23 protein-coding genes are annotated in these 26,187 nt (G+C 73.5%); 10 read left to right on the top strand and 13 right to left on the bottom strand.

Annotation, left to right across the window (positions count from 1 at the left end):
• Positions 1–4 precede the first annotated feature (4 nt).
• Both ACFWTC_RS04205 and ACFWTC_RS04210 read right to left on the bottom strand, forming a co-directional pair.
• Complete coding sequence (locus tag ACFWTC_RS04205; RefSeq protein WP_383915454.1) at positions 5–301, bottom strand: YkvA family protein; 297 nt, start codon at positions 299–301, stop codon at positions 5–7.
• A gap of 54 nt (positions 302–355) precedes the next feature.
• Positions 356–820 carry a MarR family winged helix-turn-helix transcriptional regulator gene (locus ACFWTC_RS04210; RefSeq protein WP_384026398.1) on the bottom strand — a complete coding sequence of 155 codons (465 nt, stop codon included), beginning with the start codon at positions 818–820 and terminating at the stop codon, positions 356–358.
• A gap of 131 nt (positions 821–951) precedes the next feature.
• On the opposite strand from ACFWTC_RS04210, the gene ACFWTC_RS04215 reads away from it, so the two are divergent.
• The gene (locus ACFWTC_RS04215) at positions 952–1,515 is read left to right on the top strand and encodes a DoxX family protein (RefSeq protein WP_383915452.1); all 564 of its coding nucleotides are present in this window, start codon (positions 952–954) and stop codon (positions 1,513–1,515) included.
• Positions 1,516–1,579: 64 nt separating this feature from the next.
• Complete coding sequence (locus ACFWTC_RS04220; RefSeq protein ID WP_384026396.1) at positions 1,580–3,382, top strand: glycoside hydrolase family 15 protein; 1,803 nt, start codon at positions 1,580–1,582, stop codon at positions 3,380–3,382.
• Between the two features lie 14 nt (positions 3,383–3,396).
• On the opposite strand, the gene ACFWTC_RS04225 is transcribed toward ACFWTC_RS04220, so the two are convergent.
• The 7 genes from ACFWTC_RS04225 to ACFWTC_RS04255 all read right to left on the bottom strand — a co-directional run bounded on the left by ACFWTC_RS04225 (position 3,397) and on the right by ACFWTC_RS04255 (position 10,071).
• Complete coding sequence (locus ACFWTC_RS04225; RefSeq protein WP_384026392.1) at positions 3,397–3,561, bottom strand: hypothetical protein; 165 nt, start codon at positions 3,559–3,561, stop codon at positions 3,397–3,399.
• Between the two features lie 293 nt (positions 3,562–3,854).
• Entirely contained in the window at positions 3,855–4,388 is a 534-nt protein-coding gene (locus tag ACFWTC_RS04230) for a rhodanese-like domain-containing protein (RefSeq protein ID WP_384026389.1), read from the bottom strand.
• Positions 4,389–4,763: 375 nt separating this feature from the next.
• Positions 4,764–5,762: an STM4011 family radical SAM protein gene (locus tag ACFWTC_RS04235; protein WP_383915448.1), complete on the bottom strand. Its 999-nt coding sequence runs from the start codon at positions 5,760–5,762 to the stop codon at positions 4,764–4,766.
• A complete protein-coding gene (locus tag ACFWTC_RS04240; RefSeq protein WP_384026386.1) occupies positions 5,759–7,120 on the bottom strand; it encodes an STM4012 family radical SAM protein in 1,362 nt (453 codons plus the stop codon). The genes ACFWTC_RS04235 and ACFWTC_RS04240 overlap by 4 nt, the downstream gene beginning before the upstream one ends.
• Positions 7,117–7,962, bottom strand: a complete 846-nt coding sequence (locus ACFWTC_RS04245; RefSeq protein WP_384026440.1) for an STM4013/SEN3800 family hydrolase — start codon at positions 7,960–7,962, stop codon at positions 7,117–7,119. The genes ACFWTC_RS04240 and ACFWTC_RS04245 overlap by 4 nt, the downstream gene beginning before the upstream one ends.
• 1 nt (position 7,963) lies before the next feature.
• Positions 7,964–9,127 (bottom strand): STM4014 family protein, encoded by a 1,164-nt coding sequence (locus ACFWTC_RS04250; protein ID WP_383915446.1) that lies wholly within the window; start codon positions 9,125–9,127, stop codon positions 7,964–7,966.
• Entirely contained in the window at positions 9,124–10,071 is a 948-nt protein-coding gene (locus tag ACFWTC_RS04255; protein WP_384026383.1) for an STM4015 family protein, read from the bottom strand. The genes ACFWTC_RS04250 and ACFWTC_RS04255 overlap by 4 nt, the downstream gene beginning before the upstream one ends.
• Positions 10,072–10,212: 141 nt before the next feature.
• On the opposite strand from ACFWTC_RS04255, the gene ACFWTC_RS04260 reads away from it, so the two are divergent.
• Complete coding sequence (locus ACFWTC_RS04260; protein WP_383915444.1) at positions 10,213–10,602, top strand: VOC family protein; 390 nt, start codon at positions 10,213–10,215, stop codon at positions 10,600–10,602.
• Positions 10,603–10,749: 147 nt separating this feature from the next.
• Here the strand turns inward: ACFWTC_RS04260 and ACFWTC_RS04265 are convergent, their stop codons facing one another.
• Positions 10,750–12,882 (bottom strand): SpoIIE family protein phosphatase, encoded by a 2,133-nt coding sequence (locus ACFWTC_RS04265; RefSeq protein WP_384026380.1) that lies wholly within the window; start codon positions 12,880–12,882, stop codon positions 10,750–10,752.
• 738 nt (positions 12,883–13,620) lie between these two features.
• Here ACFWTC_RS04265 and ACFWTC_RS04270 point away from each other — a divergent pair.
• Positions 13,621–14,358: a class I SAM-dependent methyltransferase gene (locus ACFWTC_RS04270; protein ID WP_383915442.1), complete on the top strand. Its 738-nt coding sequence runs from the start codon at positions 13,621–13,623 to the stop codon at positions 14,356–14,358.
• Positions 14,359–14,434: 76 nt separating this feature from the next.
• On the opposite strand, the gene ACFWTC_RS04275 is transcribed toward ACFWTC_RS04270, so the two are convergent.
• Entirely contained in the window at positions 14,435–15,343 is a 909-nt protein-coding gene (locus tag ACFWTC_RS04275) for an alpha/beta hydrolase fold domain-containing protein (RefSeq protein ID WP_383915441.1), read from the bottom strand.
• Between the two features lie 198 nt (positions 15,344–15,541).
• On the opposite strand from ACFWTC_RS04275, the gene tdh reads away from it, so the two are divergent.
• The 3 genes from tdh to ACFWTC_RS04290 all read left to right on the top strand — a co-directional run bounded on the left by tdh (position 15,542) and on the right by ACFWTC_RS04290 (position 18,905).
• Positions 15,542–16,570 carry an L-threonine 3-dehydrogenase gene (gene tdh / locus ACFWTC_RS04280; RefSeq protein WP_383915440.1) on the top strand — a complete coding sequence of 343 codons (1,029 nt, stop codon included), beginning with the start codon at positions 15,542–15,544 and terminating at the stop codon, positions 16,568–16,570.
• A 205-nt stretch (positions 16,571–16,775) separates the two neighbouring features.
• Positions 16,776–17,978, top strand: coding sequence for a glycine C-acetyltransferase (locus tag ACFWTC_RS04285; RefSeq protein WP_384026377.1), 1,203 nt, complete (start codon positions 16,776–16,778; stop codon positions 17,976–17,978).
• A 12-nt stretch (positions 17,979–17,990) separates the two neighbouring features.
• A complete protein-coding gene (locus ACFWTC_RS04290) occupies positions 17,991–18,905 on the top strand; it encodes a LysR substrate-binding domain-containing protein (protein WP_383915438.1) in 915 nt (304 codons plus the stop codon).
• Between the two features lie 86 nt (positions 18,906–18,991).
• Here the strand turns inward: ACFWTC_RS04290 and ACFWTC_RS04295 are convergent, their stop codons facing one another.
• Positions 18,992–19,771, bottom strand: coding sequence for a DeoR/GlpR family DNA-binding transcription regulator (locus ACFWTC_RS04295; RefSeq protein WP_383915437.1), 780 nt, complete (start codon positions 19,769–19,771; stop codon positions 18,992–18,994).
• 156 nt (positions 19,772–19,927) lie between these two features.
• On the opposite strand from ACFWTC_RS04295, the gene ACFWTC_RS04300 reads away from it, so the two are divergent.
• The 3 genes from ACFWTC_RS04300 (at position 19,928) to ACFWTC_RS04310 (ending at position 23,058) form a co-directional block, all read left to right on the top strand.
• Positions 19,928–20,830, top strand: a complete 903-nt coding sequence (locus ACFWTC_RS04300; RefSeq protein ID WP_383915436.1) for an SIS domain-containing protein — start codon at positions 19,928–19,930, stop codon at positions 20,828–20,830.
• Entirely contained in the window at positions 20,827–21,663 is an 837-nt protein-coding gene (locus tag ACFWTC_RS04305) for a class II fructose-bisphosphate aldolase (protein WP_383915435.1), read from the top strand. Before ACFWTC_RS04300 ends, ACFWTC_RS04305 begins: the two co-directional genes overlap by 4 nt.
• 204 nt (positions 21,664–21,867) lie before the next feature.
• Positions 21,868–23,058 (top strand): acyl-CoA dehydrogenase family protein, encoded by a 1,191-nt coding sequence (locus ACFWTC_RS04310; RefSeq protein WP_384026375.1) that lies wholly within the window; start codon positions 21,868–21,870, stop codon positions 23,056–23,058.
• A gap of 504 nt (positions 23,059–23,562) precedes the next feature.
• On the opposite strand, the gene ACFWTC_RS04315 is transcribed toward ACFWTC_RS04310, so the two are convergent.
• Positions 23,563–25,875 carry a hypothetical protein gene (locus tag ACFWTC_RS04315; RefSeq protein WP_384026372.1) on the bottom strand — a complete coding sequence of 771 codons (2,313 nt, stop codon included), beginning with the start codon at positions 25,873–25,875 and terminating at the stop codon, positions 23,563–23,565.
• Positions 25,876–26,187 lie beyond the last annotated feature (312 nt).

The raw sequence follows: 26,187 nt of genomic DNA on the forward strand, positions 1-26,187 counted from the left end.
GGCGTCAGGCCGGGTCGGAGTCCTTCATGCCGCCGGGCAGGCGTCCGGCCGCGGCGTGCAGCGAGCGCAGGGCCAGCATGAGGACGCCGATGTCGTCCAGGTACACCGGGTCCGGGATCAGGTCCACGGGGGAGACCGTGTACACGACCGCGACCCAGAACAGGGCCTTGTCGCGCAGCGGGATGCCTGCGTCGAGCAGGAGCCGCCGCGCGGCGAAGACGCGTACGAGCAGTACGACCGCGGCGATCGCCAGAGCAATGGCGACGACCACGGCCAGGGTGAGCCAGACCTTTCCGTCCATGGCGCGCCTATACCCCGTTCCCGGCCCGCTCTACCGGGGCGCCGCAGGGGCGGCTCATCCGGTCCCGCCGCGCAGGCGGCGGCCGACCTCGCCGAGGCCGTCGGCGAGCACGTCGAGCTGCTCGGGGGTGAGGACGTCGACGAGGACCTCCCGGACCGTGGCCACGTGTCCGGGCGCGGCGTCCTCCAGCCGGGCGCTGCCGGCGTCGGTGAGGGCGGCGAAGACGCCGCGCACGTCGGAGGGGCAGCTGCGGCGGCGGACCAGCCCGGCCTTCTCCATCTGGGTGACCTGGTAGGTCAGCCCGCTCTTGGAATTGATCAGGCCATTGGCGAGCTCGGTCATCCGCAGCTCGCGCCCGGGGGCGGCGGCGAGCCGTACGAGGATCTCGTACTGGGGGTGGGAGAGCCCGGAATCGTCCTTGAGCTGCTGGTCGAGGCGGCGGTTCACCAGGGCCGAGGCGGCCAGGAAGCCGTCCCAGGCCCGCATCTCTCGCTCGTTCAGCCATCTCGTCTCAGCCATGCGGCGAGCCTACACGGGTTGTTCCAATTTGAATTAATGGCCTAGGGTCGGGTCTCGGCGGTTCGAATTTGAACAAACCTGAGCAGTGCCGTCCCCGCCATCCGGACCGCCCGACCGGAAGGATTCCCCCCATGACCAGCCCCTCCGTGACCCCGACGAAGCCGCAGGCCGCCGCACCGGCCGTACCCCCGCACGCGTTCGCCCCCTCCACCCCCGCGCACGACACCGGCCTGCTGATCCTGCGCCTGGTCCTCGGCCTGACCATGGCCGCCCACGGCGCCCAGAAGCTCTTCGGCTGGTTCGGCGGCGGCGGTATCAGCGGCACCGGACAGTTCTTCACCGCCAGCGGCTACCCCGCCGGCGACGCCATGGCCGTCCTCGCCGGCCTGACCGAGACCCTGGGAGGCCTCGGCCTCGCCGCCGGACTGCTCACCCCGCTCGCCGGGGCCGCCCTCTTCGGCACGATGATCAACGCCATCGCCGTCCACGGAGCCGGCTCGTTCTTCGCGCCGGAGGGCATCGAGTACGAGCTCCTGCTCACCGCCGGCGCCGCGGCCCTCGCCCTCACCGGCCCCGGCCGGTACGCCGTCGACCGCTTCCTGCCCGTCCTGCGCGCGCACCGGCTGGCGCACGGCGCCCTCGCCGTCGCCCTCGGCGCGGTCCTCGCGGCCGTACTGCTCCTCGTACGCGACTAGCGCGCACGAGGGTGTCCGGGGCCTGCGCTGATTGGCCCCGGGCATTCGCGGGAAGAGCGCACGAATGACACAACCCATCGAAGACTACGCACTCATCGGCGACCTGATGACCAGTGGGCTCGTCGGCCGCGACGGGTCCATCGACTGGCTGTGCCTGCCGCGCTTCGACTCGGCGGCCTGCTTCGCCAAGCTCCTCGGAGAAGAGGACAACGGCCACTGGCGCATCGCCCCTGCCGGGGCCGCACCCGACGAGCGGTGCAGCCGCCGGGCCTACTTGGACGGCGCGCTGGTCCTGGAGTCGTACTGGGAGACCGAGGACGGCACGTTCAAGGTCATCGACTTCATGCCGCAGCGCGACACCGCACCCGACGTCGTCCGGATCGTCGAGGGCCTCACCGGCGAGGTCACCGTACGCAGCATGCTGCGCCTGAGGTTCGACTACGGCCACGTCGTGCCCTGGGTCCGCCGCGTCGACGGCGAACGCGTCGCCGTCGCCGGACCCGACTCCGTCTGGTTCCGCAGCGAACCACACGTGCACACCTGGGGCGAGGACAACAGCACCCGCTCCGAGTTCACCGTCACCGCCGGGGAACGCGTCGCCTTCGTCCTCACCTGGCACCCCTCGCACGAACCCCGCCCCAGCCCGATCGACCCGTACACCGCGCTGGAGACCAGCCTCGCCGACTGGCGCGCGTGGTCCTCCCAGTGCACCTACGAGGGCCCCTACCAGGAAGCGGTCACCCGCTCCCTGATCACCCTCAAGGCCCTCACCTACGCCCCCACCGGAGGCATCGCCGCCGCGGCCACCACCTCCCTCCCCGAGGAGCTCGGCGGCGTCCGCAACTGGGACTACCGGTACTGCTGGCTGCGCGACTCCACCCTCACGCTCGGGTCGTTGCTCGCCACCGGATTCCTCGACGAGGCCCGCGCCTGGCGGGCCTGGCTGCTGCGCGCCGTCGCCGGCGACCCCGCCGACCTCCAGATCATGTACGGGATCGCGGGCGAGCGCCGGATCCCCGAAACGGACCTGCCGTGGCTGCGGGGCTACGCCTCCTCCGCCCCCGTCCGCGTCGGCAACGCGGCCGTGGACCAGCTCCAGCTCGACGTGTACGGCGAGGTCATCGACTCGCTGTACCTGGCCCGCGCCACCGGCCTCGACGCCGAGCCGCACGCCTGGAACCTCCAGCTCGCCCTGCTCGACTTCCTGGAGCGCAACTGGCGCCGGCCCGACGAGGGTCTGTGGGAAGTGCGCGGCCCGCGCCGCCACTTCGTCCACTCCAAGGTGATGGCCTGGGTCGCCGCCGACCGGGCCGTGCGCACCCTGGAGCGCGAGCCCTCGCTGCCCGGCGACATCGAGCGCTGGCGGGCCATAAGGGACGAGGTCCACCGCGACGTCTGCGAGAACGGCTACGACCCGGATCGCAACACCTTCACCCAGTACTACGGTTCCCGCGAGCTCGACGCCGCCACCCTGCTCATCCCGCGCGTCGGCTTCCTGCCGCCCGACGACCCGCGGGTCGTCGGCACGGTCGCCGCGGTCCAGGCCGAGCTCGGGCGCAGCGGCCTGGTCCGCCGCTACACCACCGAGGGTCCCTCCGTCGACGGACTGCCCGGCGACGAAGGGGCCTTCCTGGCCTGCTCGTTCTGGATGGCCGACGCGCTGCAGCTGATCGGCCGGGAGAAGGAGGCCCGCGCCCTCTTCGAGCGGCTGCTGTCCGTGCGCAACGACGTGGGACTGCTCGCGGAGGAGTACGACCCCATCGCGGGACGCCAACTCGGCAACTTCCCGCAGGCGTTCAGCCACGTCGGCCTGGTGAACACCGCGCTCACCCTCGCCCGGGGGGAGGCGGCCGTGGCGACGCCGTAGCGCGAGCCGCCCCATCAGCCCGGGCTGCGGACTCCGCCCGGCGCTACGGAACCCGCACGGCCTCGGTCAGCCGGCCCCGGGCCGATGCCCGCCCACAGGTTCGGCGACACCGTCAGCCGGGCCGCGTCCGCGACCCCGCCGTGCAGGGCCGTCATCCGGGCCTGCACGGTGGAGTCCATGGCGGCGAACCGTTCCTGCGTCGCCCGTACGCGCCGGGGAAGGGTGTGTCAGTGGGGCGCGCGAAGGGTGCGCGGGTGTTCGTACGGGGTCAGGAGCGGCGGATCAGGAGATCAACAGCCGTGCGTACGGGAGGAGTCGGCCCGACAGAGCATGGTCGAGACGCAGCAGATCCACGTGACGACGCGATACGAGTACCGGGGCCATGGCCGCATCCTGTCGTTGCCGGGCGGGCTGGGACAAGCGGGGTCCGGATGGTGGACGTTTCCGTTCCGGAGTCCGGTACGGTCCGGGCTCAGCGGCGCCGGTTGAACGGGAGGCGGCCGAGCACCAGCGCCATCCCGCAGGTGTCGGTGAGCGCGGAGAAGACGAGTCCGGCGCCGATGCCGGCGGAGAGCAGCTGGAACGCCGGGTGCACCAGGAGGCCGAGGGCCAGGCCGAGCAGTACGAGCGAGCCCGCGGTGACCCGTACCTGACGCTCCATGGCCCAGACCGACCGGCGGCCCTTGGCGGGGTAGTCCAGGCCATGCCCGCCCGCCGACCAGGAGCGGGTGCCGCCGGTCAGGCTGGTGGACGGGATGCCGTGCGAGGCGAGGGTCCGGGCGGCGTTCTCCGAGCGGGCGCCGGTGGCGCAGACGAGCAGCAGGCCCTTGTCCTCGGCGGCGCGCCGCAGTTCGGGCAGGGAGGGGGTGATCCGGTCGAGCGGGATGTTCACCGCGCCGGGGAGGTGACCGGAGGCGTACTCGCCCGGTGTGCGGACGTCGATCACGGTGAACTCCTCGGGGCTGGAGAGGACCTGGCCGGCGGTGAGGGTGGTGGGAAGGCTCATGGTGGACGGGCTCCTTGCGGGACGTGGAAGGACGTGGAAGGACGTGGAAGGAAGGGGAAGGCGGACGGACGCGGAACGTGCGGCGGGCCGCGGGAGTCCGGCGCGGGGGTGCGGGACGCCGGGCGGGCACGGGGCCGGGCTTCGGGGGAGCGGGGGCCGCGGGATGTGCGACCCGCGGGGGAGGAGCTCCGGGAGGGGCATAGTCCGGGGCCGGAGCCCGGCCGGAATCCGTCCGGAGCGGCTGCCCGGGGACGGCCCGTCACGCGAAGGCGCGGTGCGGAACCCGGACCGGGCAGGCGTCAGCTACGACAACAGGAGAGCGACAGGAGGCGCTGGGTGACGGCCATGCCGCGGATCATAGGCCCGGAGACGCGATCAGGCCAGCGGCCGTGCCGTGCCGGGCCGGGCGGGGCGCCCGGGGTGACAGCTCCGGCGGTCCGGCCGCACGGCACCGGCCGGCAGGGTCCGGATGCCACCGCCCCCCGCCGGGATGCGTTCGAGCACGCCGCCCGCGAAGACGTCGTAGAGCGGCAGCGTCTCCAGGTGGACGTAGCCGATGTGGCACTCGCAGACCGCCAGCGGGCAGGCCCGCGGGCGCAGCGCCGCCCGGTAGGAGCCGTCGTACAGGTTGCCCAGTTCCGTCTTCACGAAGTGGCAGCGGCGGACCGTGCCGTCGCCGTCCACCGAGATCACCGACTCGCCGGTCCGGCAGGGCAGGCCCGCCGAGCGGTGGGGGTGGCGGCTGTACGGGAAGAGCGGGTCCAGGGCCGTCCAGCGGGCGGCCTCCGGATCCGTGTAGGTGTGCCCCTCCGCCGCGTTCACCCACAGGTAGACCTCCGGCGGGAGCGCCGCCCGCAGCCGCCGGGCCTCCTCCAGGTGCTCGGGGAGGCCGACGACGCCCACGCTGAAGCGGACGCCGGCGTCCGCCAGCTCCCGGCACCGGCCGAGGAAGCGCTCGTACGGGGTCTGCCCCGGGTGGTAGGTGCACCAGAGCGCGAGCGTGTCCGGATCGGCGGCGGCGGTCCACCCGGTGCGGCCGCTCAGGTTCGTCTGGATGGCTACCCGCCGGACGTGCGGCAGGTGCGACAGCTCCACCAGGGTGCGCCGGTACCAGGACCGGACCAGGCCCTCGCCCCACGGGGTGAACAGCACCGAGAGCCGGTCGCCGGTGTTCCCGGCCGCCCAGGCGGCGAACCGCTCCAGTGCCGCCCGGTCGGCGGCCAGCGTCTCGCGGCTGTCCCGGCGCTTGGCGAACGGGCAGTACGGGCAGTCGTAGTCGCAGGAGGCCAGCGGCCCCCGGTAGAGCACGGTGAGCTGACGCGGCCGTTCCGGGATCCCCTCAGCGGCCCCCTCCGGCTCCCGCGGGCCCGTCACTTGCGCGCGTACGCGGCCATGGCGGCCCGTACCTCCGCCGAGAACAGCGCCGGACCGACCGCGTCCGAGTGCGCGAGGCCCTCGGGGGTCAGCCGGAGCAGGCCCGGGTCGTCCGTCAACCAGCCGCGCGCCGCGAACGCCGCCAGCTCGGCCGGGAAGTCCTCCCGGGGGTCGTTGCCGAACCGCTCCCGGTACCCCGCCACCGGCATCCCCGCCGCCTGGAGCAGCGACTGCATCAGGTGCCGCCGCCGGGCCTCGTCCGCGTCGATCCACCGGCCGTACTCCGCCCGCGCGAAGTCCGCCCGCGGCCGCGCCACGTAGTCGTCGACGATCGTGCGGATCTCCCGCATGTCCACCGCGTAGTCGAAGGAGTAGTGCAGCTCGGAGGTGTAGGAACGGGCTCCGCAGCCCAGCCCCACCATGCCGTCGGTCTGGCACGCGTAGTCGTCGGCGCCCGCCGCCGGAGCGCCCGGGAGGCGGAACATCCGCATCGACACCTGCTCGTACCCGGCGGCCAGCAGGTGGTCCCGGCCGGCCCGGTACAGGCGCAGCCGCTGGTCGTCCCAGCTCTCGGCGGGCTCGTCGGGTTCGGCGGCCCCGTCCGGCCGGCGGCCCAGCGCCGTCAGGGGGCGTACGTACAGGGGGTACAGGTACAGCTCCTCCGGGCGCCAGGCGAGCGCGGCGTCCAGGGAGTACCTCCAACTGTCCTCGGTCTGGCCGTCGATGCCGTAGATCAGGTCGATGTTCAGCACCGGGATGCCGGCGTCCCGGACCCGGGACAGCGCCGCCTCCACGTCCGCGCGCTTCTGCGGGCGGACCGCCGTCCGCGCCTCCTCCGGCACGAAGCTCTGCACGCCCAGGCTCAGCCGGGTCGCGCCCCGGTCGGCGAGTACCGCGAGGCGGTCCGCCGTGGTGGTGGCCGGCGAGGCCTCCACCGACAGGGGCACCGCCCGCAGGTCGGCGCCCGCGCCCTTCTCCGCTATGTCGCACAGCCGTTCCAGCTCGGAGGCGGTCAGGAACGTCGGCGTTCCGCCCCCGAAGGCGGCCGCCGCGAACCGGACCGGCCCGCCGTCCGTGCCGTCGAGGGCCTCGCGGACCGCGCCCGCCTGGCGCTCCAGCGCGTCGAGGTAGGCGGTGGTCAGCCCCTCCGGGGCGCCGATCCGGGTGAACAGGTTGCAGAACCCGCAGCGGACCTCGCAGAACGGTACGTGCAGGTAGAGCGAGAGCGCGTGCTTCGGCTGGTCCGCCCACAGGCCGTGCAGTCCCGGCCGCTCGGCCAGCCGCCGGTACGCCGTCTTGTGCGGGTAGGCGTACACGTAACTCTCGTACGGAGTCGCCGTGTTGATGCCGGTCTTCATCGTGCGGCCGCCTCCTTCGGTGCGGGGGCGCACCGCGGTCGCGGCGGCTCCAGGGAGAACTGGGCGTACGGGACGGTCCACACGGCCTCGTGCGCCAGGCGGTGGCCGGTGTACCCGTCGTCCCCGTACGCCGTCCCGTGGTCGGAGCAGACGATCGCGAAGCACCGGCGGCGCGAACGCATCGCGTCGAACAGCCGGCCGATGTGCCGGTCCACGTACTCCAGCGCCGCCGCGTGCGACTCCCACGAGTCCCCGGCCGCGGCCGTCGCGCCGTCCAGGTGGAACCAGTTGGGCTGGTGCATCGCCGACACGTTCAGGAAGAGGAACAGCCGCCGGTCCGCCGGGAGCGCGGCCACCACCTGCTCGGCGCGGGTCACCTGTGCCTCGAAGGAGGTCGGGGACGCCACCCCGAACTCCGGCTCCCAGTGGCTCTCCTGGAACATCCTGGGCAGTACGGAGCCCAGCGCGCCCGCTCGGTTGAAGAACCCGACCCCGCCCACGCACACGGTGCGGTAGCCCGCCCCGGCCAGCCCCGACACCAGGTCCGGGGTGTCGAACACCCAGGTGCGCCCGGCGGTGCTCTCGCTGCCCGCGAACCGGGCTGCGAACAGCCTCGGGTGCGGGCCCGGCCCGGCCGGAGTCGGCAGGAATCCGGCGAACATCGCCTGGTGGGAGGCGTAGGTGAAACTGCCCGGAGCGTGCCGGCGCTCCCAGGCGCCGCCGGGCAGGTGCGCGGCGAGGTGCGGGATGCGCCCCTCGGCGGCCAGCCGGACGGCGACGTCGTACCGCAGGGTGTCGAGGGTGACGAGCAGCAGGTCGTCGCGGCCGACGACCTCGTTCATGTCAGGGGCGGGCGGTGTGGGGTGCATGGTGGTCCTGTCGTGCCGGTGCGTGTACGGCGGCCAGTTGGGCCGCATAGGTGTCGAGACCCTCGGCGGGCGAGCCGGGAAGCCCGGCCAGCCCGGGCAGCAGGTCCCCGAAGGCGTTGACCTCGCCGACGGCGAACCCGCGCCAGCCGGTGGCGGGCAGCAGGTCCACCCCCGTGCAGAGGGTGGCGGGGAAGACGGCCGCGGCGCGCTCGCAGACGGCGAGAGCGTCGCGTTCCCAGCTGCCTCCCGCCGCGGTCACGGCCGCGACGGCGGCGTCGAGGTCGCCGCGCGCGCCGCCGAGGTGCAGGTTGGTCATCGGCCCGCGGGCGGTGCGGACCACGGCGTGCGTGGCGCGGCCCGCGACGGTCACCACCCGCAGATCGGCCGAACGGCCCCGCTGGGAGGCCTTCGGCAGCCAGCGCTCGATGTGCAGGCCGTCGGGGGCGAGCGCGTCGAGGACGGCGCCGATCACCCGCTCGTCCTCGTACCGGCGCACCCGCAGCGAGTTGTGCAGGGCCCCGGAGGAGGAGCGCTCCACCGAGGTCGTCGCCCGGAACCGGCCGCCCGCGCCCGCTTCGAGGGCCACCACGCCGGAGGCCGACGACCCGTGCGCGAGCTTCACGAACACCCGGCGGAAACCGGGCCGCCCGAGGACCTCCCGCACGTCCGCCCAGCCGCGCACCGGCGTCGCGCCGGGGCCGGAGGTCGGGGAGGCCGGCACCGGGACCCCCGCCCGGTCCAGGGCGTGGTGGCACCGGCGCTTGTCGAACAGCGCGGCGAGGTCGGCCGGGGTGGTGAGCAGCCGGCCGCCGGCCTCCGCGACCCCGGCCGCCACCGCCTCCACGGCCGCGGTGAACCGGTCGTACCAGCGGGCGGCGCCCTCCACCCGGGTCGGGTCGGACACCCCGCGCAGCAGCCGCTCGACCTCGGGGTCCTCGCCCGGCGAGTCGATCCGCACGGTCTCGCCCGGGTGGAACCGGGCGGAGCCGTCCAGGACGTCCCGCCAGGCCACCACGCGGGCCGCGGGCAGGCCGCGGGCGCGCACGGCGTCCTGGTAGAGCGCCACGCGGCGGCCCGCCGGGTTGCCGACGACCGCCGGCGCGGCGGCCGGCAGGGCTGCCGGCGGGCCCGGGGTCACTCCGCCACCGCGACGTACCGGTAGATCTCCCCGTCGTAGTCGTCCTCGTCGCCCGCCTCGAGGGAGAGGACCACTCCGTGCGGCTCCAGCGCGGCGCGCAGCCGCTCCTGGAGGTCGGCGCCGATGAAGTGGTGGTCGAGGTCCAGGCGGGACAGGTGGGCGAGGGGCCCGCCCTCCAGCAGGGCGGTCGCGCCCTCGTCGGTGAGGATGCCCATGGACAGGTCCAGGGTTTCCAGCCGCCCCACCACGGGGGCGCCCGCCACCGCGACGGCCACCGCGTCCTGGATCTCGCTGTTGCGCAGCCCGAGGTGGCGCAGGGCCGGGAGCCGCTCGCCCGACAGGATCGGGGCCAGGTCCTGAGCCTCGGTGTCCGCGCCGTACTCGGAGGTGCCCAGCCACAGGTCGAGGACCTCCAGGGAGGGCAGGTCACTCGCTGCGGCGCCGCGCACCACCTCCCTGGGCAGCCCGCCGGTCTGCACCACCAGCTTCCGCAGCCCGGTGTGCTTCACGGGCGCCAGCGCCAGCCCCGTACCGCCGCGCACCCCGAACTCGCGCAGCTCCGGGAAGGCCTCCAGGAGCGGGGTGACGTCCGACTGCTGGATCCACGAGATCTCGGACTCCTCGCCCTCGATGTCCCCGAGGAAGAGGTGCCGCAGGAGCGGGAAGTCGCCGGCGGCCGCGACGAGGGCGGACACGACGGCCGCGCTGGAGACCTCGTACGACTCCTCCCAGACGCCCACGATCAGCGAGGTGACCCGGCGGGTGTCGACGGCGGCCGTGAAGCGGGCGTAGGCCTCGCTCCAGGTCTCCCCGGTGTCGTGCTCGTCGGCGCGCACCCGCCAGGCGACGGCGCCGGCCTCGGGGAGGGCCCGCTCGTCCCCCTTGGCGGGGAAGTCGAAGGCGGGCAGCCCGCCCAGCTCCGAGAGGTGTGCGACCTGGCTCATGCGCTGCTCCTGAGGGGTGAACGGGCCGTTCGGCGAGCGGCCGGTGCGACACCAGTTCTACCAAGGACCACTGACATCCCGGCCCGCGGGGGAAGGCCCTGCGCACCGCGTACGGACGGGCACCGCGGGTAAGCGCGGGTCATGACTGTCGCGAAGACGAGCATTCTCGTACTGGACTGCGCCGATCCCGAGGCGCTTGCCGCCTTCTACGCCGAGTTGCTGGGCGCCGAAGTGCGGGCGGGGGACGGCCCGGACATCGTCGAGGTCGTCGGCGGCGCCGGCGTCCACCTCGCCCTGTGCCGGGACCACGGCTACGCGCCGCCGAGCTGGCCGCGCCCGGAGGACTCCCAACAGGCCCACCTGCGCATCCTCGTCGCCCCCGAGGACCTGGACGAGGCCGAGCGGGAGGCCGTCTCGCTCGGCGCCCGCCCGCTGGCCGTCGACGTCGGCGAAGGCCCGCGTGACGCCCGCCTGTTCGGCGACCCGGCGGGCCACTCCTTCACCCTGGCCGCCACCAGCCTGTCCCGCTGAATCCCGTCCGGCGCGACCGAACGCGGTCCTCGTCGACACCGCGCTCGTCGCGGCCGCGCCCAGCCGCTTCATCGCCGCGACGCGTACGCCCGCGCCACCCGGGCCGGGCCGCCTGAGGTCCGCCCGCCCGGCCCCGGGGCCGGGCGGCTACGGCGTGCGCGACGCGAGCAGCAGGGCCGTGTCGTCCGGCCGGTCCGCGGTACTGCCCGCCACGCCGATCAACCGGTCCGCGGCTTCGGTCAGCGGAGTCGGCCGCGCCGCGGACAGGGAGAGCCGCAGCCGCTCCACCCCGACGTCGATGTCGGTGCCCGGCACCTCCACCAGCCCGTCGGTGTACAGGGCGAGCACCGACCCGGTCTCCAGCCGCAGTTCCGTCACCGGGTAGGAGGCCCCGGCGTCGATGCCGAGCACCACCCCGCCCGTCAGGTCCAGCACCTCGGTGCGGCCGTCGGGGTGGCGCAGCAGCGGCTGGGGGTGTCCGGCGCGGACGGCCCGGGCGGCGCCCGTCTCCGGGTCGAGCAGCACGTAGCAGCAGCTCGCGAACTGGCCCGGGTCCAGGTCGATGAGGAGCCGGTTCGTGCCGCTCATCACCTGCTCGGGACTGCTGCCGCTGAGTGCGAACGCCCTTACCGCGCTGCGAAGTTGGCCCATGGTCGCCGCGGCGGCCACCCCGTGGCCCTGGACGTCCCCGATGACCAGCGCGAGCAGTCCGGCTCCCGTCTCGACGACGTCGTACCAGTCGCCGCCGACGTCCATGCCCAAGGTGCCGGGCAGGTAGCGGCCGACCGTATGCACGTGGTCGCGCACCGGCAGCCGGTGCGGCAGCAGCGCCGCCTGCAGCCCGCGGGCGAGTGCGGCCTCGCTGTCGTAGCGCCGGGCCCGTTCCAGGGCCTGCGCGATCAGCCCGGCCAGCGCGGTGAGCACCGTACGCTCCTCCGGGCTGAAGCCGCGGGGCGCTTCGAAGCCGAGGATGCACGAGCCGACCGGCCGCCCGGAGGCGATGAGCGGCAGGAACGCGCGGGCTCCGACGTCGGCGTCCAGCGGGATCCCCGGGTAGGCGGCGGCCAGGTGCTGCATCGACTCGAAGAACAGCGGCCGGCCCGAGGTCAGGGTCTCGACGCCCGGGAGCCGGGCGTCGAGCCCCACCCCGTCGAAGCGGTCGAGGAAGCCCGTGGGGAAGCCGGTCTCCCACGCGAGGTGCAGGTGCCGCTCGTCCAGCAGGTAGATGGCCAGCTGGCGGCCGCCGAAGGCCGGCAGCAGCTCCTCGGTCACCACCGCCGAGACCTGGCGGGCCGTGACCGCCTCGGTCAGCGCGATGGCGAGGGCCACCGGCCGGTACAGCGCGGAGGCCCGGTCCGCCGGCGAGCCGGGGCCCACGGCCGGCTGGATCACCGTCGCGGGTGCGTACGAGGGCTTCTCGGCCGCCCCGATCATCAGGGTGACCCCGTCGGGTCCCGGGTGCAGGGCCACGGACAGCCAGTCCCCGGGCGGGTGCCGGCCGCGCCGGGCCGCGAAGCGCACCGGCTCGGTGGACATGAAGACTGCCCGGAAGTGGTCCTCGTACTCCGGATGCCCCAGCCAGGGCACCGCCTCCCACACCACCCGCCCGAGCAGCTGCGGCTCGCCGAGGCCCAGCAGGTCCTGGGCGGCGGAGTTGACGAAGCCGATCCGGCCCAGCCGGTCCACCGACAGGACCGCCTGCGCGAGCCGGTCCACTGCCTCGCGGGGGCCCGCGTGCCCGGCCGGGGGCCGGAGGACCACCGGGTCCCCGTCCCAGACCACCGGGTCCGCGCCCTCGGCCCGCCCGGCCAGCTCCCGGGCCAGCCGGTCCGCGGCCTCCCGCAGCCGCTCCCGGTCCACGGCCCCGACCGGGATCCCCGGGGTCGCCGCGCGCAGGGCGAACAGGACGCCGAACCGCTGTCCGTCCGCGGTCACCGGCTCGTACAGCGAGGCGAAGGGGAACGGCAGCCCGGCCATCAGCTGCGGGAAGCGCCGCATGGCCGCCTCCGCGTCGGCCAGGTGCACGGCCTGACCGGACCGGAACGCCTCGGCCACCGGGTACGGGCGGTTCGCGTGCATCCGCCACCACGGCCGGAACAGGCGGCCGGGGAGTCCGGTCAGCACGGCCATCCGGAGCAGCCCCTCGGTGCCCGAGCGCAGGTAGACCCCGCCTGCGTACCCGCCGACGGCCGCCACCGCCTCGACGGTGGCCCGGGCGAGCGCCTGGGCCGTGGCGTCACGGGAGGGGGCGGGGCCGTGGTCGTCCGGTCTCGCCGTCACACCGCCAGGATGCCCCCTCGGCGGCGGTGACCGCACCCCGGCGCCGGTCCCGTTCCCCGGCGGGGCCGCGGCCGGAGCCCCGGTACCGGCCACCGCCGCGACCGCCGCGGAAGACCGGCAAGCTGACCGGCAGCATGTACCTGAAGGGTTTCGGGCACGGAATCTCGATGGAGCGCAGCCGGTCGGCGCCGAGACCTACCTGTGGACCGAGGTCGGCCCCGCATCGCCCAACGACGGCGTCGGCAACAGCTTCGGTACGGCGGTCACACGGGCCGAGGTTGTTGTTGCGGGGGCAGACGCCGCGGGTGCTGCGCTGACCAACCGGCGGCTTGGGTACCGCAACTGCGGCCGACTCTCCCTGGCGTCTTCAGCCAAGTCACCGCGTCGGGGAACGACCGGATCCGCAGCGGGGTGGGCCACCTCCTGGTCTTGGGCACCGGGTCCGCACGGGCCGCCCGCGGCGTGAGGAGATCGGCGATCCGGACTGCGCCGGTGCTTGTTCGCCGCCCGGGTGTGCGCGTCCACCTGCGCCGCCACCGACCCCGCCCGGCCGGTGCTGGTGGCGCTGCGCCCCGTGGCCGCGCCGCCGCCGGTACCCGTACGGCCCGGCCGGCCGCGATAGGCCGACCGCTTCGCTCGTCCGGGGGACGCACGGGTGTACGGGCCGTCCCCGGACGCGCCGCGGGGCACGATACGGACGCGTCCCACCTCACCCGGCAGGCCCCCGGAAGGCAGAACATGCGGTTCCAGTACGACACCATCGGCGAGCGCTACGCCGAGTCCACGGCCACGGCGGCCTTCTCGGCGGCCGACACCTACACCCTGCACGGCGCCCTGGACGCGCTCGGCGGGGTACGCGGACTCGACGCCCTGGACCTGGCCTGCGGATACGGCTACAACACCCGGCTCCTGGCCCGCGGCGGGGCCCGGCGGACGGTGGGCGTGGACCCCTGCGGGGAGCGGATCGCGCAGGCCCGCGCGCACGAGGCGACGAAGGGCCGGCGGGACATCGAGTACCACGTCGCCGAAGCCGTGGGCGTCGCCGGCCTCGGTCCCTTCGACCTCGCCACCGCCGCCTACCTCTTCAACCACGCGACCGACCGCGCGTCGCTGCACGCCGTGCTCCGGTCCGTGCGGGCCAGCCTGCGGCCCGGCGGCAGGCTGCTCGCGATCGTGCCGAACGCGGGCGCGTTCCCGCGGGTGGACTGGTCGCCGTACGGGGTGCGCATCCTGGACCGGGTCCCGCAGGGCGACGCACCGCTGCTGAAGGCGCACTTCCTCACCGATCCGCCCGAGCCCTTCGAGTTCCGCGAGTGGGCCCACGCCGACCTCGCCCAGGCGGCCGTCGAGGCGGGCTTCACGACCGTCGGCTGGCAGCCGAACCGGACGCCGCCGCCCGACGCCGTGCGCGACGAGGCCTACTGGACGGCGTACCGCGCCTGGCCGATCAGCTCCCTGATGACCTGCACGGCTTAGGGACGCGTCCGGCGGGGGTGCGGCACGCCATAAGGCGAGGCGCACGGGCCGGTCCCGGGTCCGGGCCGTCCCTCCCTCAGCCGTCCGCCGCAGACCGGACCAGTTCCACGATCCGGTCGCGTGCCGCCCGGCCCTCCGGCACCGGCAGCAGCGGGTACCCGTGCGGCAGCCCCACCGCCTCGTGGAGGTCCACCTCCACCCCGGCCGCGCGGGCCCGGCGCAGCAGTTCCCTGCTGTCCGTGGCGAGCACGTCCCGGGTCCCCGTGAACACCGTCAGCGGCGCCAGGCCCGCGAACGTCCCGCGCAGCGGGCTCACCCGAGGGTCCTCGGCCGCGAGGGTCCCCGCGTACAGCCGTCCGGCCTCCAGCAGGCCCGGCCGGGCCGACGGCGGATCGGCCGCCTCGATGGCCGCCTGGTCCGGATGGCTCATGGTCACGTCCAGCCAGGGGGACACCAGCACGATCCGGGAGGGCTGCGTCCGGGTGCGGTCGCGCAGCCGCTGGGCGGCCGCCAGCGCCAGCCCGGCCCCGGAGGAGTCCCCGAGGAGCACGGTGCCGCCCGCGCCGCCGCTCTCGATCAGGCCGCTGAGCAGGTCGGCGGCGACCGGCACCGTCCGGTCCGCGGTTCCGCGCGGCGCGAGGATGTACGCCGGTACGACGACCCGCGCCCGCGCCCGCACGACCAGCTCCCGGACCAGCGCCCAGTGCGGGCGCTCCAGTTCGTCCACGAAGCCGCCGCCGTGGAAGTACAGCACCCGGGCGTCCGGCTCGGCCCCGCGCGGGCAGACGTCGTACACCGGCCAGGCCCCGACGAACGTCCGCGAGATGTCCGCGACCCGGCCCAGCGACCGCGGCGGCAGGTGCGACGCGGGCCGCCGGGCGGACTGGGCCACCCGGGTCCGCACCACCTCCGCGCTCGCGAACCGTCTTCGCCGTCCCGTCGCGGTCAGCGCCACCGAAAACGCCCTGCTGCGCAGACTCGGCACGCCCCTCACCTCCCCATTTCCCCCGCGCCTCCCCGGCGCGAGCCCCGGGGAGAGCATAGGCGTGAAGCTGCGCTGGACGCCTGCTTAAGAAAGTCTCGATGGACTGATCACCATGCCGCTCGGCAGATTGGTCCCGTCACACGCGCCACCCGCGCCTCCGCGGCCCCGGCGTCCCGTTCCGCATGCCTGGAGCCACCCATGAAGGCACTCGTCAAGCACAAGGCCGAGCCCGGTCTGTGGCTCATGGACGTCCCCGAGCCCGAGTACGGCGCCGGCGACGTGCTGATCCGGGTGCTGCGCACCGGCATCTGCGGAACGGACCTGCACATCCGGGCCTGGGACGGCTGGGCGCAGGGCGCCGTCAAGACCCCGCTCGTCCTCGGCCACGAGTTCGTCGGCGAGGTGGCCGCGCTCGGCGCGGACGTCCGCGACATCGAGGTCGGCGCGCTGGTCAGCGGCGAGGGCCACCTGGTGTGCGGCAGGTGCCGCAACTGTCTGGCCGGACGCCGCCACCTGTGCCGCAGCACCATCGGACTCGGCGTCGGGCGCGACGGCGCCTTCGCCGAGTACGTCGTGCTGCCCGCGCAGAACGTGTGGGTGCACCGCACCGCCGTCGACCTCGACGTCGCGGCCATCTTCGATCCCTTCGGCAACGCCGTGCACACCGCGCTGTCCTTCCCCCTCGTCGGCGAGGACGTGCTGATCACCGGCGCGGGCCCGATCGGGATCATGGCGGCGGCGGTGGCCCGCCACGCCGGTGCGCGCAGCGTCGTGATCACGGACGTCAGCCCGGAGCGGCTGGAGATCGCCCGCAAGGCGGGCGCCACCCTCGCCGTGAACGTCGCCGAGACCTCCATCGCCGACGCGCAGCGCTCGCTGGGCCTGCGCGAGGGCTTCGACATCGGCCTGGAGATGTCCGGCCGCGCCGAGGCCATGCGCGACATGATCGACAACATGACCCACGGCGGCCGGATCGCCATGCTGGGCCTGCCCGCGCAGGAGTTCCCGGTGGACTGGGCGAAGGTGGTCACCTCGATGATCACGATCAAGGGCATCTACGGCCGTGAGATGTTCGAGACCTGGTACGCGATGACGGTCCTGCTGGAAGGCGGGCTGGACCTCAGCCCCGTCATCACCGGCCGTTACGCGCACGGCGACTTCGAGGCCGCGTTCGACGAGGCGTCGACCGCCCGGAGCGGCAAGATCATCCTGGACTGGACGGCGTAACCCACCCCGGAGTCCTCCCACGGTCCAGCGGCTCACGCCGCGCCGGACCCCCGGACCCCCGGGCCCCCGGACCCCCGGACCCCACAGACCACCTTCCCCCGGCCGGGCCCCGCCCACCCTCCCCCCTCCGCGGGGCCCGGCCCCCCTCGTCGTCCGTACGCCCCGTCCGTACGCCCCGCCTCCGCCGTAGAAGGAGAACCGCACCATGTTCGAGTCCGTCCGCGAGGACCTGCGCACCACCCTCGACGAGATCCGCGCCGCCGGTCTGCACAAGCCCGAGCGCGTCATCGGCACCCCGCAGAACGCGGCCGTGGCCGTCACCTCGGGCGGCGCCGCGGGCGAAGTCCTCAACTTCTGCGCCAACAACTACCTCGGGCTGGCCGATCACCCCGACGTCGTCGCCGCCGCCAAGGACGCGCTGGACCGCTGGGGCTACGGCATGGCCTCCGTGCGCTTCATCTGCGGCACGCAGGAGGTGCACAAGGAGCTGGAGGCGCGGCTGTCGGCGTTCCTCGGCCAGGAGGACACCATCCTGTACTCCTCCTGCTTCGACGCGAACGGCGGCGTCTTCGAGACCCTCCTCGGCGCCGAGGACGCGGTGATCTCCGACGCCCTCAACCACGCCTCGATCATCGACGGCATCCGCCTCTCCAAGGCCCGCCGCTACCGCTACGCCAACCGCGACCTCACCGAGCTGGAGACCCGGCTCAAGGAGTCGCAGGACGCCCGCCGCCGCCTGATCGTCACCGACGGCGTGTTCTCCATGGACGGCTACGTCGCCCCCCTCGCGGAGATCTGTGACCTGGCCGAGCGCTACGACGCCATGGTCATGGTCGACGACTCCCACGCCGTCGGCTTCGTCGGCTCCGGCGGCCGCGGCACCCCCGAGCTGCACGGGGTCATGGACCGCGTCGACATCATCACCGGCACCCTCGGCAAGGCCCTCGGCGGCGCCTCCGGCGGCTACGTCGCTGCGCGCGCCGAGATCGTGGAGCTGCTGCGCCAGCGCTCGCGTCCGTACCTCTTCTCCAACTCCCTCGCCCCGGTCATCGCCGCGGCCTCCCTCACGGTCCTCGACCTGCTGGAGTCGGCCGGTGACCTGCGCGAGCGGCTCGCCGCCAACACCGCCCTCTTCCGTACGAAGATGACCGAGGCCGGATTCGAGATCCTGCCCGGCGACCACGCCATCGCCCCCGTGATGATCGGCGACGCGGCGGAGGCGGCCAAGATGGCCGACCTGCTGCTGGAGCGCGGCGTGTACGTGATCGGCTTCTCGTACCCCGTGGTCCCGCTCGGCGCGGCCCGCATCCGCGTCCAGCTGTCGGCGGCCCACTCGACGGCCGACGTCGAGCGCGCGGTGGCCGCCTTCATCGACGCCCGCGCGGCGCTCGGCACGTCCGCCGGCTGAGACAATGGAGGGGTGATCGACCCCCGCAGGCTGCGCATCCTGCGCGCCGTGGCGGACCACCGTACGGTGACCGCCGCGGCCGCAGCCCTGTACCTCACCCCGTCGGCCGTATCCCAGCAGCTCGCGGCGCTGGAACAGGAGACGGGCCACGTGCTGCTCACCCGCAGCGGCCGCGGGGTACGGCTCACCGCGGCCGGCGAGATCCTCCTCGGGCACGCCCACGAGGTGGTGGCCCAGCTGGAACGGGCGGAGGCCGAACTCGCGGCGTACGCGGGCGGCACGGCGGGGTCGGTGACCGTGGCCGCCTTCGCGACGGGCATCGCCGAGGTCCTCGCCCCGGCGATCTCCCGCCTCTCCCTCGACCACCCGGGCATCCGGCTGCGGGTCCGGGACGCCGAGGGGGACCAGAGCCTGCCCATGCTGCTGGACGGCGAGGCCGACGTGGCCCTCGCGGTGGAGTACCGGGGCGGGCCGGGCGCGGACGACCAGCGGCTGTCCGTCGTCCCCCTGTACGCGGAACCCTTCGACGCGGTACTGCCCCCGGGGCACCCCCTCGCCGACCTGCCCGCGGTGTGCCTGGCCGACCTCGCCGACGCGGACTGGGTGGGCCAGTACCCGGGCAACCCGTGCCACGACGTGACCCTGCTGGCCTGTGAACTGGCCGGATTCCAGCCCCGGTTCGCGCACTCCTCCGACGACTTCCGGGCCGTGACGGCACTGGTGGGCGCGGGCGCCGGGGTGGCCCTGGTACCGCGTTCGGCGCTGCGGGGTATGGACCTCAAGGAGGTCCGGGTGCGCCCCGTCACCGGCCCGGCCGCCACGCGCCGGGTCTTCGCCGCCGCCCGGCGCGGCGCCGAGTCCCACCCGCTGATCGCGCCGGTGCTGGCCGCCCTGGTGCGCGCGTCGGATCGCCTGCCGACCCCCTGACCGCCGGGCCGTCCGCACTCCCGCCAACTCGCGGTCCGTCAGACCCGCGCTCCGTCAGACCCGCGCTCCGTCAGACCCGCACTCCCTCAGACCCTCAGTACCTCCACGCCCGCCGCCTCGAAGGCCTTCGTCACCTCCGCGGGCAGGCCCGTGTCCGTCACCAGGACGTCCACCGCCGAGGTCGCGCAGATACGGGCGAACGCGCGCACGCCCAGCTTGCTGGAGTCCGCCGCGATCACCACCCGGCCGGCCCGCTCGCACAGCAGGCGGTTCACCGAGGCCTCGTCCTCGTGGCGGGTCGCCGCGCCGTCGACGGGGTCGAAGCCGTCCACGCCGACCACCGCGGTGTCCACCGCCAGCTGGCCGAGCACCTGCTCGGCGAGCGGCCCGGTGAGCTCGTACGACTGGGGGCGGGCGACCCCGCCGGTCAGCACGATCTTGAACTGGGGCCGGATCACCAGCTCGCCCGCGATGTTGAGCGCGTTGGTCACCACCGTGAGCGCCGGCGAGCCCGAGGCCAGGTCGGCGCGTCCGGCCAGGGCCCGCGCGACCTCCGTGGTCGTGGTGCCACCGGTCAGGCCGATCACCTCGCCCGGGGCGATCAGGGCCGCCACCGCCTCGCTGATGCGCCCCTTCTCGGGGGCCCGGCGCGAACTGCGGTAGCGCAGCGGCAGTTCGTACGAGACGCCGTGCGGGACCGCGCCGCCGCGGGTGCGGACCAGCAGCTGCTGTTCGGCGAGCTGGTCGAGGTCGCGGCGGATCGTCGCGGCGGAGACGCCCAGCGCCTCCGCGGCCGGCTCCACCTCCAGCTCGCCCCGCTCCACCAGCAGGTCCAGCAGGGTCTGCCAGCGCTCCTTGCGGGTCATCGGCCGCCCCCCTCTCTGCTCTTGCGCGTTCTCCCTTGGCCCACCTGCCGACTTTAACCCAGCCGGTCACCCCGTCGATGCTTGAAGTTGCGCGAAAGGGCGCGATATCTTACAGAAATACGCATCCAGAGTCGCCTGTCGAATGAGGGAGCCTGTATGAGCCACGTCGCGTACGAGTTGGGCACGCAGCCCGCATGCTGGGAGCGGGCCGCCGAACTGGCCCCGGCGAGCCGGGCGGTGCTGCCGCGGCCGGGGGAGCGTACCGCGATCGTCGGGTGCGGGACCTCGTACTACATGGCCCAGGCCGCCGCCGTGTTGCGCGAGGAGGCCGGGCAGGGCGAGACCGACGCGTTCCCCGCCTCGGAGTTCCCCCGCCACCGCCGCTACGACCGGGTGCTCGCCCTGACCCGGTCCGGCACCACCACCGAGGTGCTGGACCTGCTGGCCGGCCTGCGGGACGCGGGCATGCCCACCACCGCGGTCATCGGGGATCCGGCCACCCCCGTGACGACCCTCGCCGACGAGGTCGTCGTCCTCGACTTCGCCGACGAACGGTCCGTCGTGCAGACCCGGTTCGCGACCACCGCCCTCACCCTGCTCCGCGCCCACGCCGGACTGCACTCCCCGGCAGCGGTCGCCGACGCCCGTACCGCCCTCGCCGAGCCGCTCCCCGCCGAACTCTCGGGCCGGAGCCAGTTCACCTTCCTCGGCCGGGGCTGGAGCGTCGGGCTCGCGCACGAGGCGGCCCTCAAGATGCGCGAGGCCTCGCTGTCCTGGGCCGAGTCCTACCCCGCGATGGAGTACCGGCACGGGCCGATCAGCGTCTCCGGTCCCGGCACCGTCACCTGGTCGCTCGACGAGGCACCCGAGGGCCTCGCCGATCAGGTACTGGCCACCGGGGCCGCGTGGGTGGCCGGACGGCTCGACCCGCTCGCCGAACTGGTCCGGGTGCACCGCCTCGCCCTCGCCGTCGCCGCCCACCGGCAGCTCGACCCGGACGCGCCGCGCCACCTCACCCGCTCGGTGATCCTGACCGCCGGAGAGGAGGCGGTCCGATGAGCCTCGTTCCCGCGGGCCCGCTCGTCCTTGAGGCGGCCGCCGCCGGCCGCGCCGTCGCCGCCTTCAACATCATCACCCTGGAGCACGCCGAGGCCGTCGTCGCCGGGGCCGAGGCCGCCGGGCTGCCCGTCATCCTGCAGCTGAGTGAGAACGCCGTGAAGTTCCGCGGCGGCAGGCTCCTGCCCATCTCCCGCGCCGCGGCCGCCTGCGCGGAGGCCGCCGGCGTGCCGGTCGGCCTGCACCTGGACCACGTCAAGAGCACCGAACTGCTCCGCCAGGCCTGCGACGCGGGCTACAGCTCGGTGATGTACGACGCCGCCCACCTCCCGTACGGCGAGAACCTGGAGGCGACCCGCTCCGCCGCGGACTGGGCGCACGCCAACGGGCTGTGGATCGAGGCCGAACTCGGCGAGGTCGGCGGCAAGAACGGCGCCGCGCCCCTGGACCCGCACGCGCCCGGCGCCCGGACCGACCCGGACGAGGCCCGGCGGTTCGTCGCCGACTCCGGGGTGGACGCACTGGCCGTCGCGATCGGCAGCAGCCACGCGATGACCAGCCGGACCGCGTCCCTCGACCACGCCCTGCTGGGCCGGCTCGCCAAGGCGGTCGACGTGCCGCTCGTCCTGCACGGCTCCTCCGGGCTGCCGGACGCCGAGCTCGCGGCCGCCGTCGCGGGCGGCATCCGCAAGGTCAACATCGGCACCGCGCTGAACGTGGCCATGACCGGGGCCATCCGCGCCCACCTGACCCCGGCGGACCCGCGCCCCTACCTGGCGGCCGCCCGGGCGGCGATGGCGGCGACCGCCGAAGCCATGATCAGCGCACTCGACTGACCGGCACCCGGGCGCGGCGGACGCGCAGCGGCGACCGCTGCCGGCTCCCGCTGCCCGCCGGGATCCCCCGGCCCGCCGCGCCGTCGGCGTACGTACGCAGGGGGAAACCCCGGCCACCGACCTTCCGGATTCTTGAAACAGGTTCTAGTCTGCCCCCGCTGCCACCGTGGCGGCCGGCTGGACCGCGAGACTCCCGGAGGGGCCGTGCACCTCGAATACACGCCTGAGCAGCAGCAGTTGCGCACCGAGCTGCGCGCCTACTTCGCCGAGCTGGTGCCGCAGGACGTCTACGCCCGCTACGAGGACCCGGCGGCCCAGAAGCGCTTCTACCGGGAGACCATCCGCCGGCTCGGCGCCGACGGCTGGCTCGGGGTCGGCTGGCCCGAGGAGTACGGCGGCCGGGGCATGTCCCCGATGGACCAGTTCATCTTCTTCGACGAGGCGGCGCAGGCCGTCGTGCCGTTGCCCTTGATGGCGCTCAACACCGTCGGGCCGACGATCATGCAGTTCGGCACCGAGGAGCAGAAGGCGTACTTCCTCCCCGGGATCCTCGCCGGCGAGATCGACTTCGCCATCGGCTACAGCGAGCCCGACGCCGGCACCGACCTCGCCGCGCTCAAGTGCCGGGCGGTCCGCGAGGGCGACGAGGAGAACGGCACCTACGTCGTCGACGGCCAGAAGATCTGGACGACCAACGGCGACACCGCCGACTGGGTCTGGCTCGCCGTCCGCACCGACCCGGACGCCCCCGCGCACAAGGGCATCACCATGCTCCTGGTGCCGACGTCCGACCCCGGTTACTCCTGCACCCTCATCAACACCCTCGCCTCACACGACACCACCGCGAGCTACTACGAGAACATCCGCGTCCCCGCGAGCCGCCGGGTCGGCCAGGAGAACAAGGGCTGGCGCCTGATCACCAACCAGCTCAACCACGAGCGCGTCACCCTCGCCGCCCACGGCACGATGGCCATCCGGGCACTGCACGACGTCCAGCGCTGGGCCGCCGAGACCAAGCTCGCCGACGGCCGGCGCGTCATCGACCTGTCCTGGGTCCGCGGCCGCCTGGCCCGCACCCACGCCCGGCTCGACGCCATGAAGCTGCTCAACTGGCAGATGGTCAACGCGGTCCAGGCCGGCACCCTCACCCCGCAGGACGCCTCGGCGGTGAAGGTGTACGGCTCCGAGGCCCGCCGCGACGCCTACGCCTGGCTCATGGAGGTCGTCGGCGCGGCCGGCTCCCTCAAGGACGGCTCGGCCGGCGGGGTCCTGCACGGCGAGCTGGAACGGGGCTACCGCAGCGCCGTGATCTTCACCTTCGGCGGCGGCAACAACGAGATCCAGCGGGAGATCATCTCCTGGATCGGCCTCGGCATGCCCCGGGTGCGCCGCTGACGCGGTGTGACGAGGATTTTTGGTTGGCGCTTAGGATGTCTAGTTGGCGCCAAGGTCATCCTCACCGCGGAGGTTGACTCCGGCCTTTAGGGCTGCATGCCCCTCAGACATCATTCCGGCCCTGGCACTACGGGGCCAGGCACCACGAACCCCTACAGCCCGCACCCCGGGGCCCGGCCGACCCGGCCGGGCCCGCCGACCACCCCACCACCCCCGACCCCGCCCCTTTACGGTCGATAGCAACATCAGCCGCCGCACCCTGGCCATCGCCATCGCCATCGCCATCGCCGTTACCGCCGCCAAGTCTCGGCGCAGTGAGTGGCGCGTTGGTAAGGGGCACGCGAGGACTCATCCCTACGGTTCGTTGGATGTATGGATGATCGGCTGGCCGCCGTGTGACCGCAAGGGAGCCCGTCTGGATCCTGGGCGGGACGGCGAAGGGCTCCACCCGGCTCGTACTTACGGGTGGAGCCCTTCACTGTGAGACGTGACTGCCTGGCCAGGCTACTCCTGCGCGGTGCGGCGGCGCCGCATCCACCACGTGAGGGTGACGCCGGCCGCTGCTAGGGCAGCGGCGACACCGGCGATCAGGCCCACCGGTGTGTTGGAGCCGGTGTCGGCGAGGTCGCCGTCGGGGTCCTCCGGTGTGGGCGGCGTGTTGTCACCGCCGCCGGCGTTCGTGGGGTCCGGGGCCGGGGTCGTCGGGGGGTTGGTCGGCTTGCCGGTGCCCGACGGGGTCGGCGTCGGGGTGGGGTCGTCGCCGGGATCTTCGCCGCCCGGGTCCTCGCCGCTGCCGTCTGTGACCGGGCCTCCGCCGAGGTACAAGGTGTCGAGGTCCCGGTAGGAGGCGTCATCGGACTTGCCGGAGTTGACGGTGGTGTTGTCCAGGTCCCGGTTCTGGGCGTCGAACTGGGCCTTGGGGATGTTCTGCTTGGGCTGCTTGGAGAAGTCGACGCCGCCGACACCCTGCTTGTACAGCTTGCCGCCATACTCCAGCTCGAACCACTCGATGCCCTCCTTGATGGACTGCATGTACTTGTCCCAGACCTTTTCACGGGTCCAGTCCTCATGCGGAGCGCGGATCGGCCAGGCCGAGACGTCGTTGGAGTTGATGACGTCGTGGAAGTCCGTAGGGGACTTGGCGTCCTGCTGACGGATGTACTCGGCGGCGACGCGGGCGTTGTAGACGGCGCGCAGCTCGGCGTACTTGGGGTCCTTGTTCACTCGCTCCTGGATGACCGGGACGATGTTGGCGTTGACCGAGCGTTCGATGGCCTTCTTCTCGGCGTCCGAGAGGTCGGTGCATTCGGTGGAGCCGGGGACGGTGTAGTCGACGTCCAGCCACTGGGCGGAGACGTCCATTGGCGATTCGAGGATGTAGATCCCGCCGTCCTGCTCGCGGACCTTGGCCTCGTCGGGCTCGATCCAAAAGCGGGTACCGGGGAAGCAGGGGATGCCGTTGCGGCGCGGCGCGGTGTCCCAGTACAGCTTGCCGCCGGGATGCTTGTTGGGGTTCAGGGCTTCGGAGAAGTCGTGCTTCATGACCAGGTCGGCGTCGAGGAGGACGCGGCCGGCGTCGGTCTTGCCGAACTTGGCGTCCATGACCTTGCCCGGCTGGTCCGGGTTCAGGTTGACCCAGAACTTTTCGGGGGTCAGGGCGAGCCAGGTGAACAGGGCGTCGGAGGAGAGCTGCATCCGGGCTTCGCCGCCGAAGCCGGGGTTGTTGTCCGGGTCGGGCATCTGGTCGGCGCGCATGGAGTAGCTCATGCCCTTGCCCTTTTCGAGGCCGCCGACGTACCGGAGTTCCATGGTGGTGAAGTCGACGCCGCCCGGGCCGCCCCTGGGGAGGGTGCCCCTCGGGTCGAGGCGGTTGGCGTCCCGCTGGTAACGCTTCGCCTCTTCCAGGGTCTTCCCGGAGGATAGGGCCCGGTCGTTGGCGGGGCCGCGGGTGCCGCACGTGTTGGCGCCGACCGCCGCGAGCTGCGTCGTGCCGGTCTGGCAGGCGGGCGCGAACCACCGCTGATGGTCCGAATACCCCTTGATCGGGGTCATCTTGGGCACCGGGTTGTACATGCGCTGGTTTCCGCGCACCTGCCCGGTCTTCCCGTTCCGCATGTTGCGGACGTCGCGCTCCAGGTCGTCGATGTGCTTGACCTGGCCCTTGGTGAAGGGCTTCGCGCCGGTGAAGCGGAACTTGTGGTCGGGCATCGACTTGGCGACGACCCGGTCATTCGCAAGCTGCTTAGCCGTCAGCTTCGAGTTCGACTTGAACTCGTTGAACTCTTTGCTCTTCTGGTTGTAGGCGTCGTACCGGCGCTCGCCGACCTTGTCGCCGTTCTTGTCGAAAAGCTCGACGGTGACCTCACACAGCCAGTCCGGGCCGATCAGCTTGTAGTCCTTGACGAGCTGCCGTTCGAAGCCCGAGCCCTTGTGGTTGTTGATCTGATTGCGGATGTACCGCTTGTCGAACCAGTGCTTGAACCCCAGGTTCTCCTTGTTCGCGAAGTACCGGGCGTAGATCTCCATCGCCCGGTCCGCAGGCTTCCCCGACGCGTTGGCGATCTTCTTCCATGCGTCGACGTTCTTGTCCAGGTCCCCGGGGACCTTCGACAGGGCCTCGGTCTTCTGGGCGGCTGTCGGTGTCTGCAGGCCGTCGTACGCCTGTCCCGGAAGGTCGAATTCGAAGTTCTTGGGGAGAGCAGTGTCCTTGTACAGGTTCCCGGTCGGGTTGTCGGGGAACCCGGAGTCCGGCGGTGTCGTCGGGGCGGCCGGGAGGCCGTTGCGGGTGTCGCAGCGCTTCCCGGATCCCGCCTTCATCTTCGCCGAGACCGGCGGCAGCTTCGGTGGTGCGGCCTCGACGGCCTGCAGCCCGGTTGTGACGATCGCGGCCGTCAGGCCGACAGCGGCCGTGAACCTGGCCGCTAACCGCCACTTGGACGGTATGCGAATGTGTAAGTTCAAGAGCTCGTCTTTCCCTCTCCGGTGGGGCCTTGAGGGGGTGTGGGCGGCGCGTGGGCCCCCGTGACGTGTACGCGCCGCCTGACCACCATAGCCCCCACCCGCCACAAGTAAAGACGAGTTAAAGCGTGTCGACGAAGCACCAACACCACTGCCTAGACCGCCAGTTCA

The sequence above is a fragment of the Streptomyces sp. NPDC058619 genome, from assembly GCF_042717785.1.
Classification (GTDB): domain Bacteria; phylum Actinomycetota; class Actinomycetes; order Streptomycetales; family Streptomycetaceae; genus Streptomyces.

Coding starts and splice junctions, on each gene's coding strand:
- ACFWTC_RS04205 (WP_383915454.1), bottom strand. CDS start 301: ATGGACGGAAAGGTCTGGCTCACCCTGGCCGTGGTCGTCGCCATTGCT.
- ACFWTC_RS04210 (WP_384026398.1), bottom strand. CDS start 820: ATGGCTGAGACGAGATGGCTGAACGAGCGAGAGATGCGGGCCTGGGAC.
- ACFWTC_RS04215 (WP_383915452.1), top strand. CDS start 952: ATGACCAGCCCCTCCGTGACCCCGACGAAGCCGCAGGCCGCCGCACCG.
- ACFWTC_RS04220 (WP_384026396.1), top strand. CDS start 1,580: ATGACACAACCCATCGAAGACTACGCACTCATCGGCGACCTGATGACC.
- ACFWTC_RS04225 (WP_384026392.1), bottom strand. CDS start 3,561: ATGGACTCCACCGTGCAGGCCCGGATGACGGCCCTGCACGGCGGGGTC.
- ACFWTC_RS04230 (WP_384026389.1), bottom strand. CDS start 4,388: ATGAGCCTTCCCACCACCCTCACCGCCGGCCAGGTCCTCTCCAGCCCC.
- ACFWTC_RS04240 (WP_384026386.1), bottom strand. CDS start 7,120: ATGAAGACCGGCATCAACACGGCGACTCCGTACGAGAGTTACGTGTAC.
- ACFWTC_RS04245 (WP_384026440.1), bottom strand. CDS start 7,962: ATGAACGAGGTCGTCGGCCGCGACGACCTGCTGCTCGTCACCCTCGAC.
- ACFWTC_RS04255 (WP_384026383.1), bottom strand. CDS start 10,071: ATGAGCCAGGTCGCACACCTCTCGGAGCTGGGCGGGCTGCCCGCCTTC.
- ACFWTC_RS04260 (WP_383915444.1), top strand. CDS start 10,213: ATGACTGTCGCGAAGACGAGCATTCTCGTACTGGACTGCGCCGATCCC.
- ACFWTC_RS04270 (WP_383915442.1), top strand. CDS start 13,621: ATGCGGTTCCAGTACGACACCATCGGCGAGCGCTACGCCGAGTCCACG.
- tdh (WP_383915440.1), top strand. CDS start 15,542: ATGAAGGCACTCGTCAAGCACAAGGCCGAGCCCGGTCTGTGGCTCATG.
- ACFWTC_RS04285 (WP_384026377.1), top strand. CDS start 16,776: ATGTTCGAGTCCGTCCGCGAGGACCTGCGCACCACCCTCGACGAGATC.
- ACFWTC_RS04295 (WP_383915437.1), bottom strand. CDS start 19,771: ATGACCCGCAAGGAGCGCTGGCAGACCCTGCTGGACCTGCTGGTGGAG.
- ACFWTC_RS04300 (WP_383915436.1), top strand. CDS start 19,928: ATGAGCCACGTCGCGTACGAGTTGGGCACGCAGCCCGCATGCTGGGAG.
- ACFWTC_RS04305 (WP_383915435.1), top strand. CDS start 20,827: ATGAGCCTCGTTCCCGCGGGCCCGCTCGTCCTTGAGGCGGCCGCCGCC.
- ACFWTC_RS04315 (WP_384026372.1), bottom strand. CDS start 25,875: ATGAAGGCGGGATCCGGGAAGCGCTGCGACACCCGCAACGGCCTCCCG.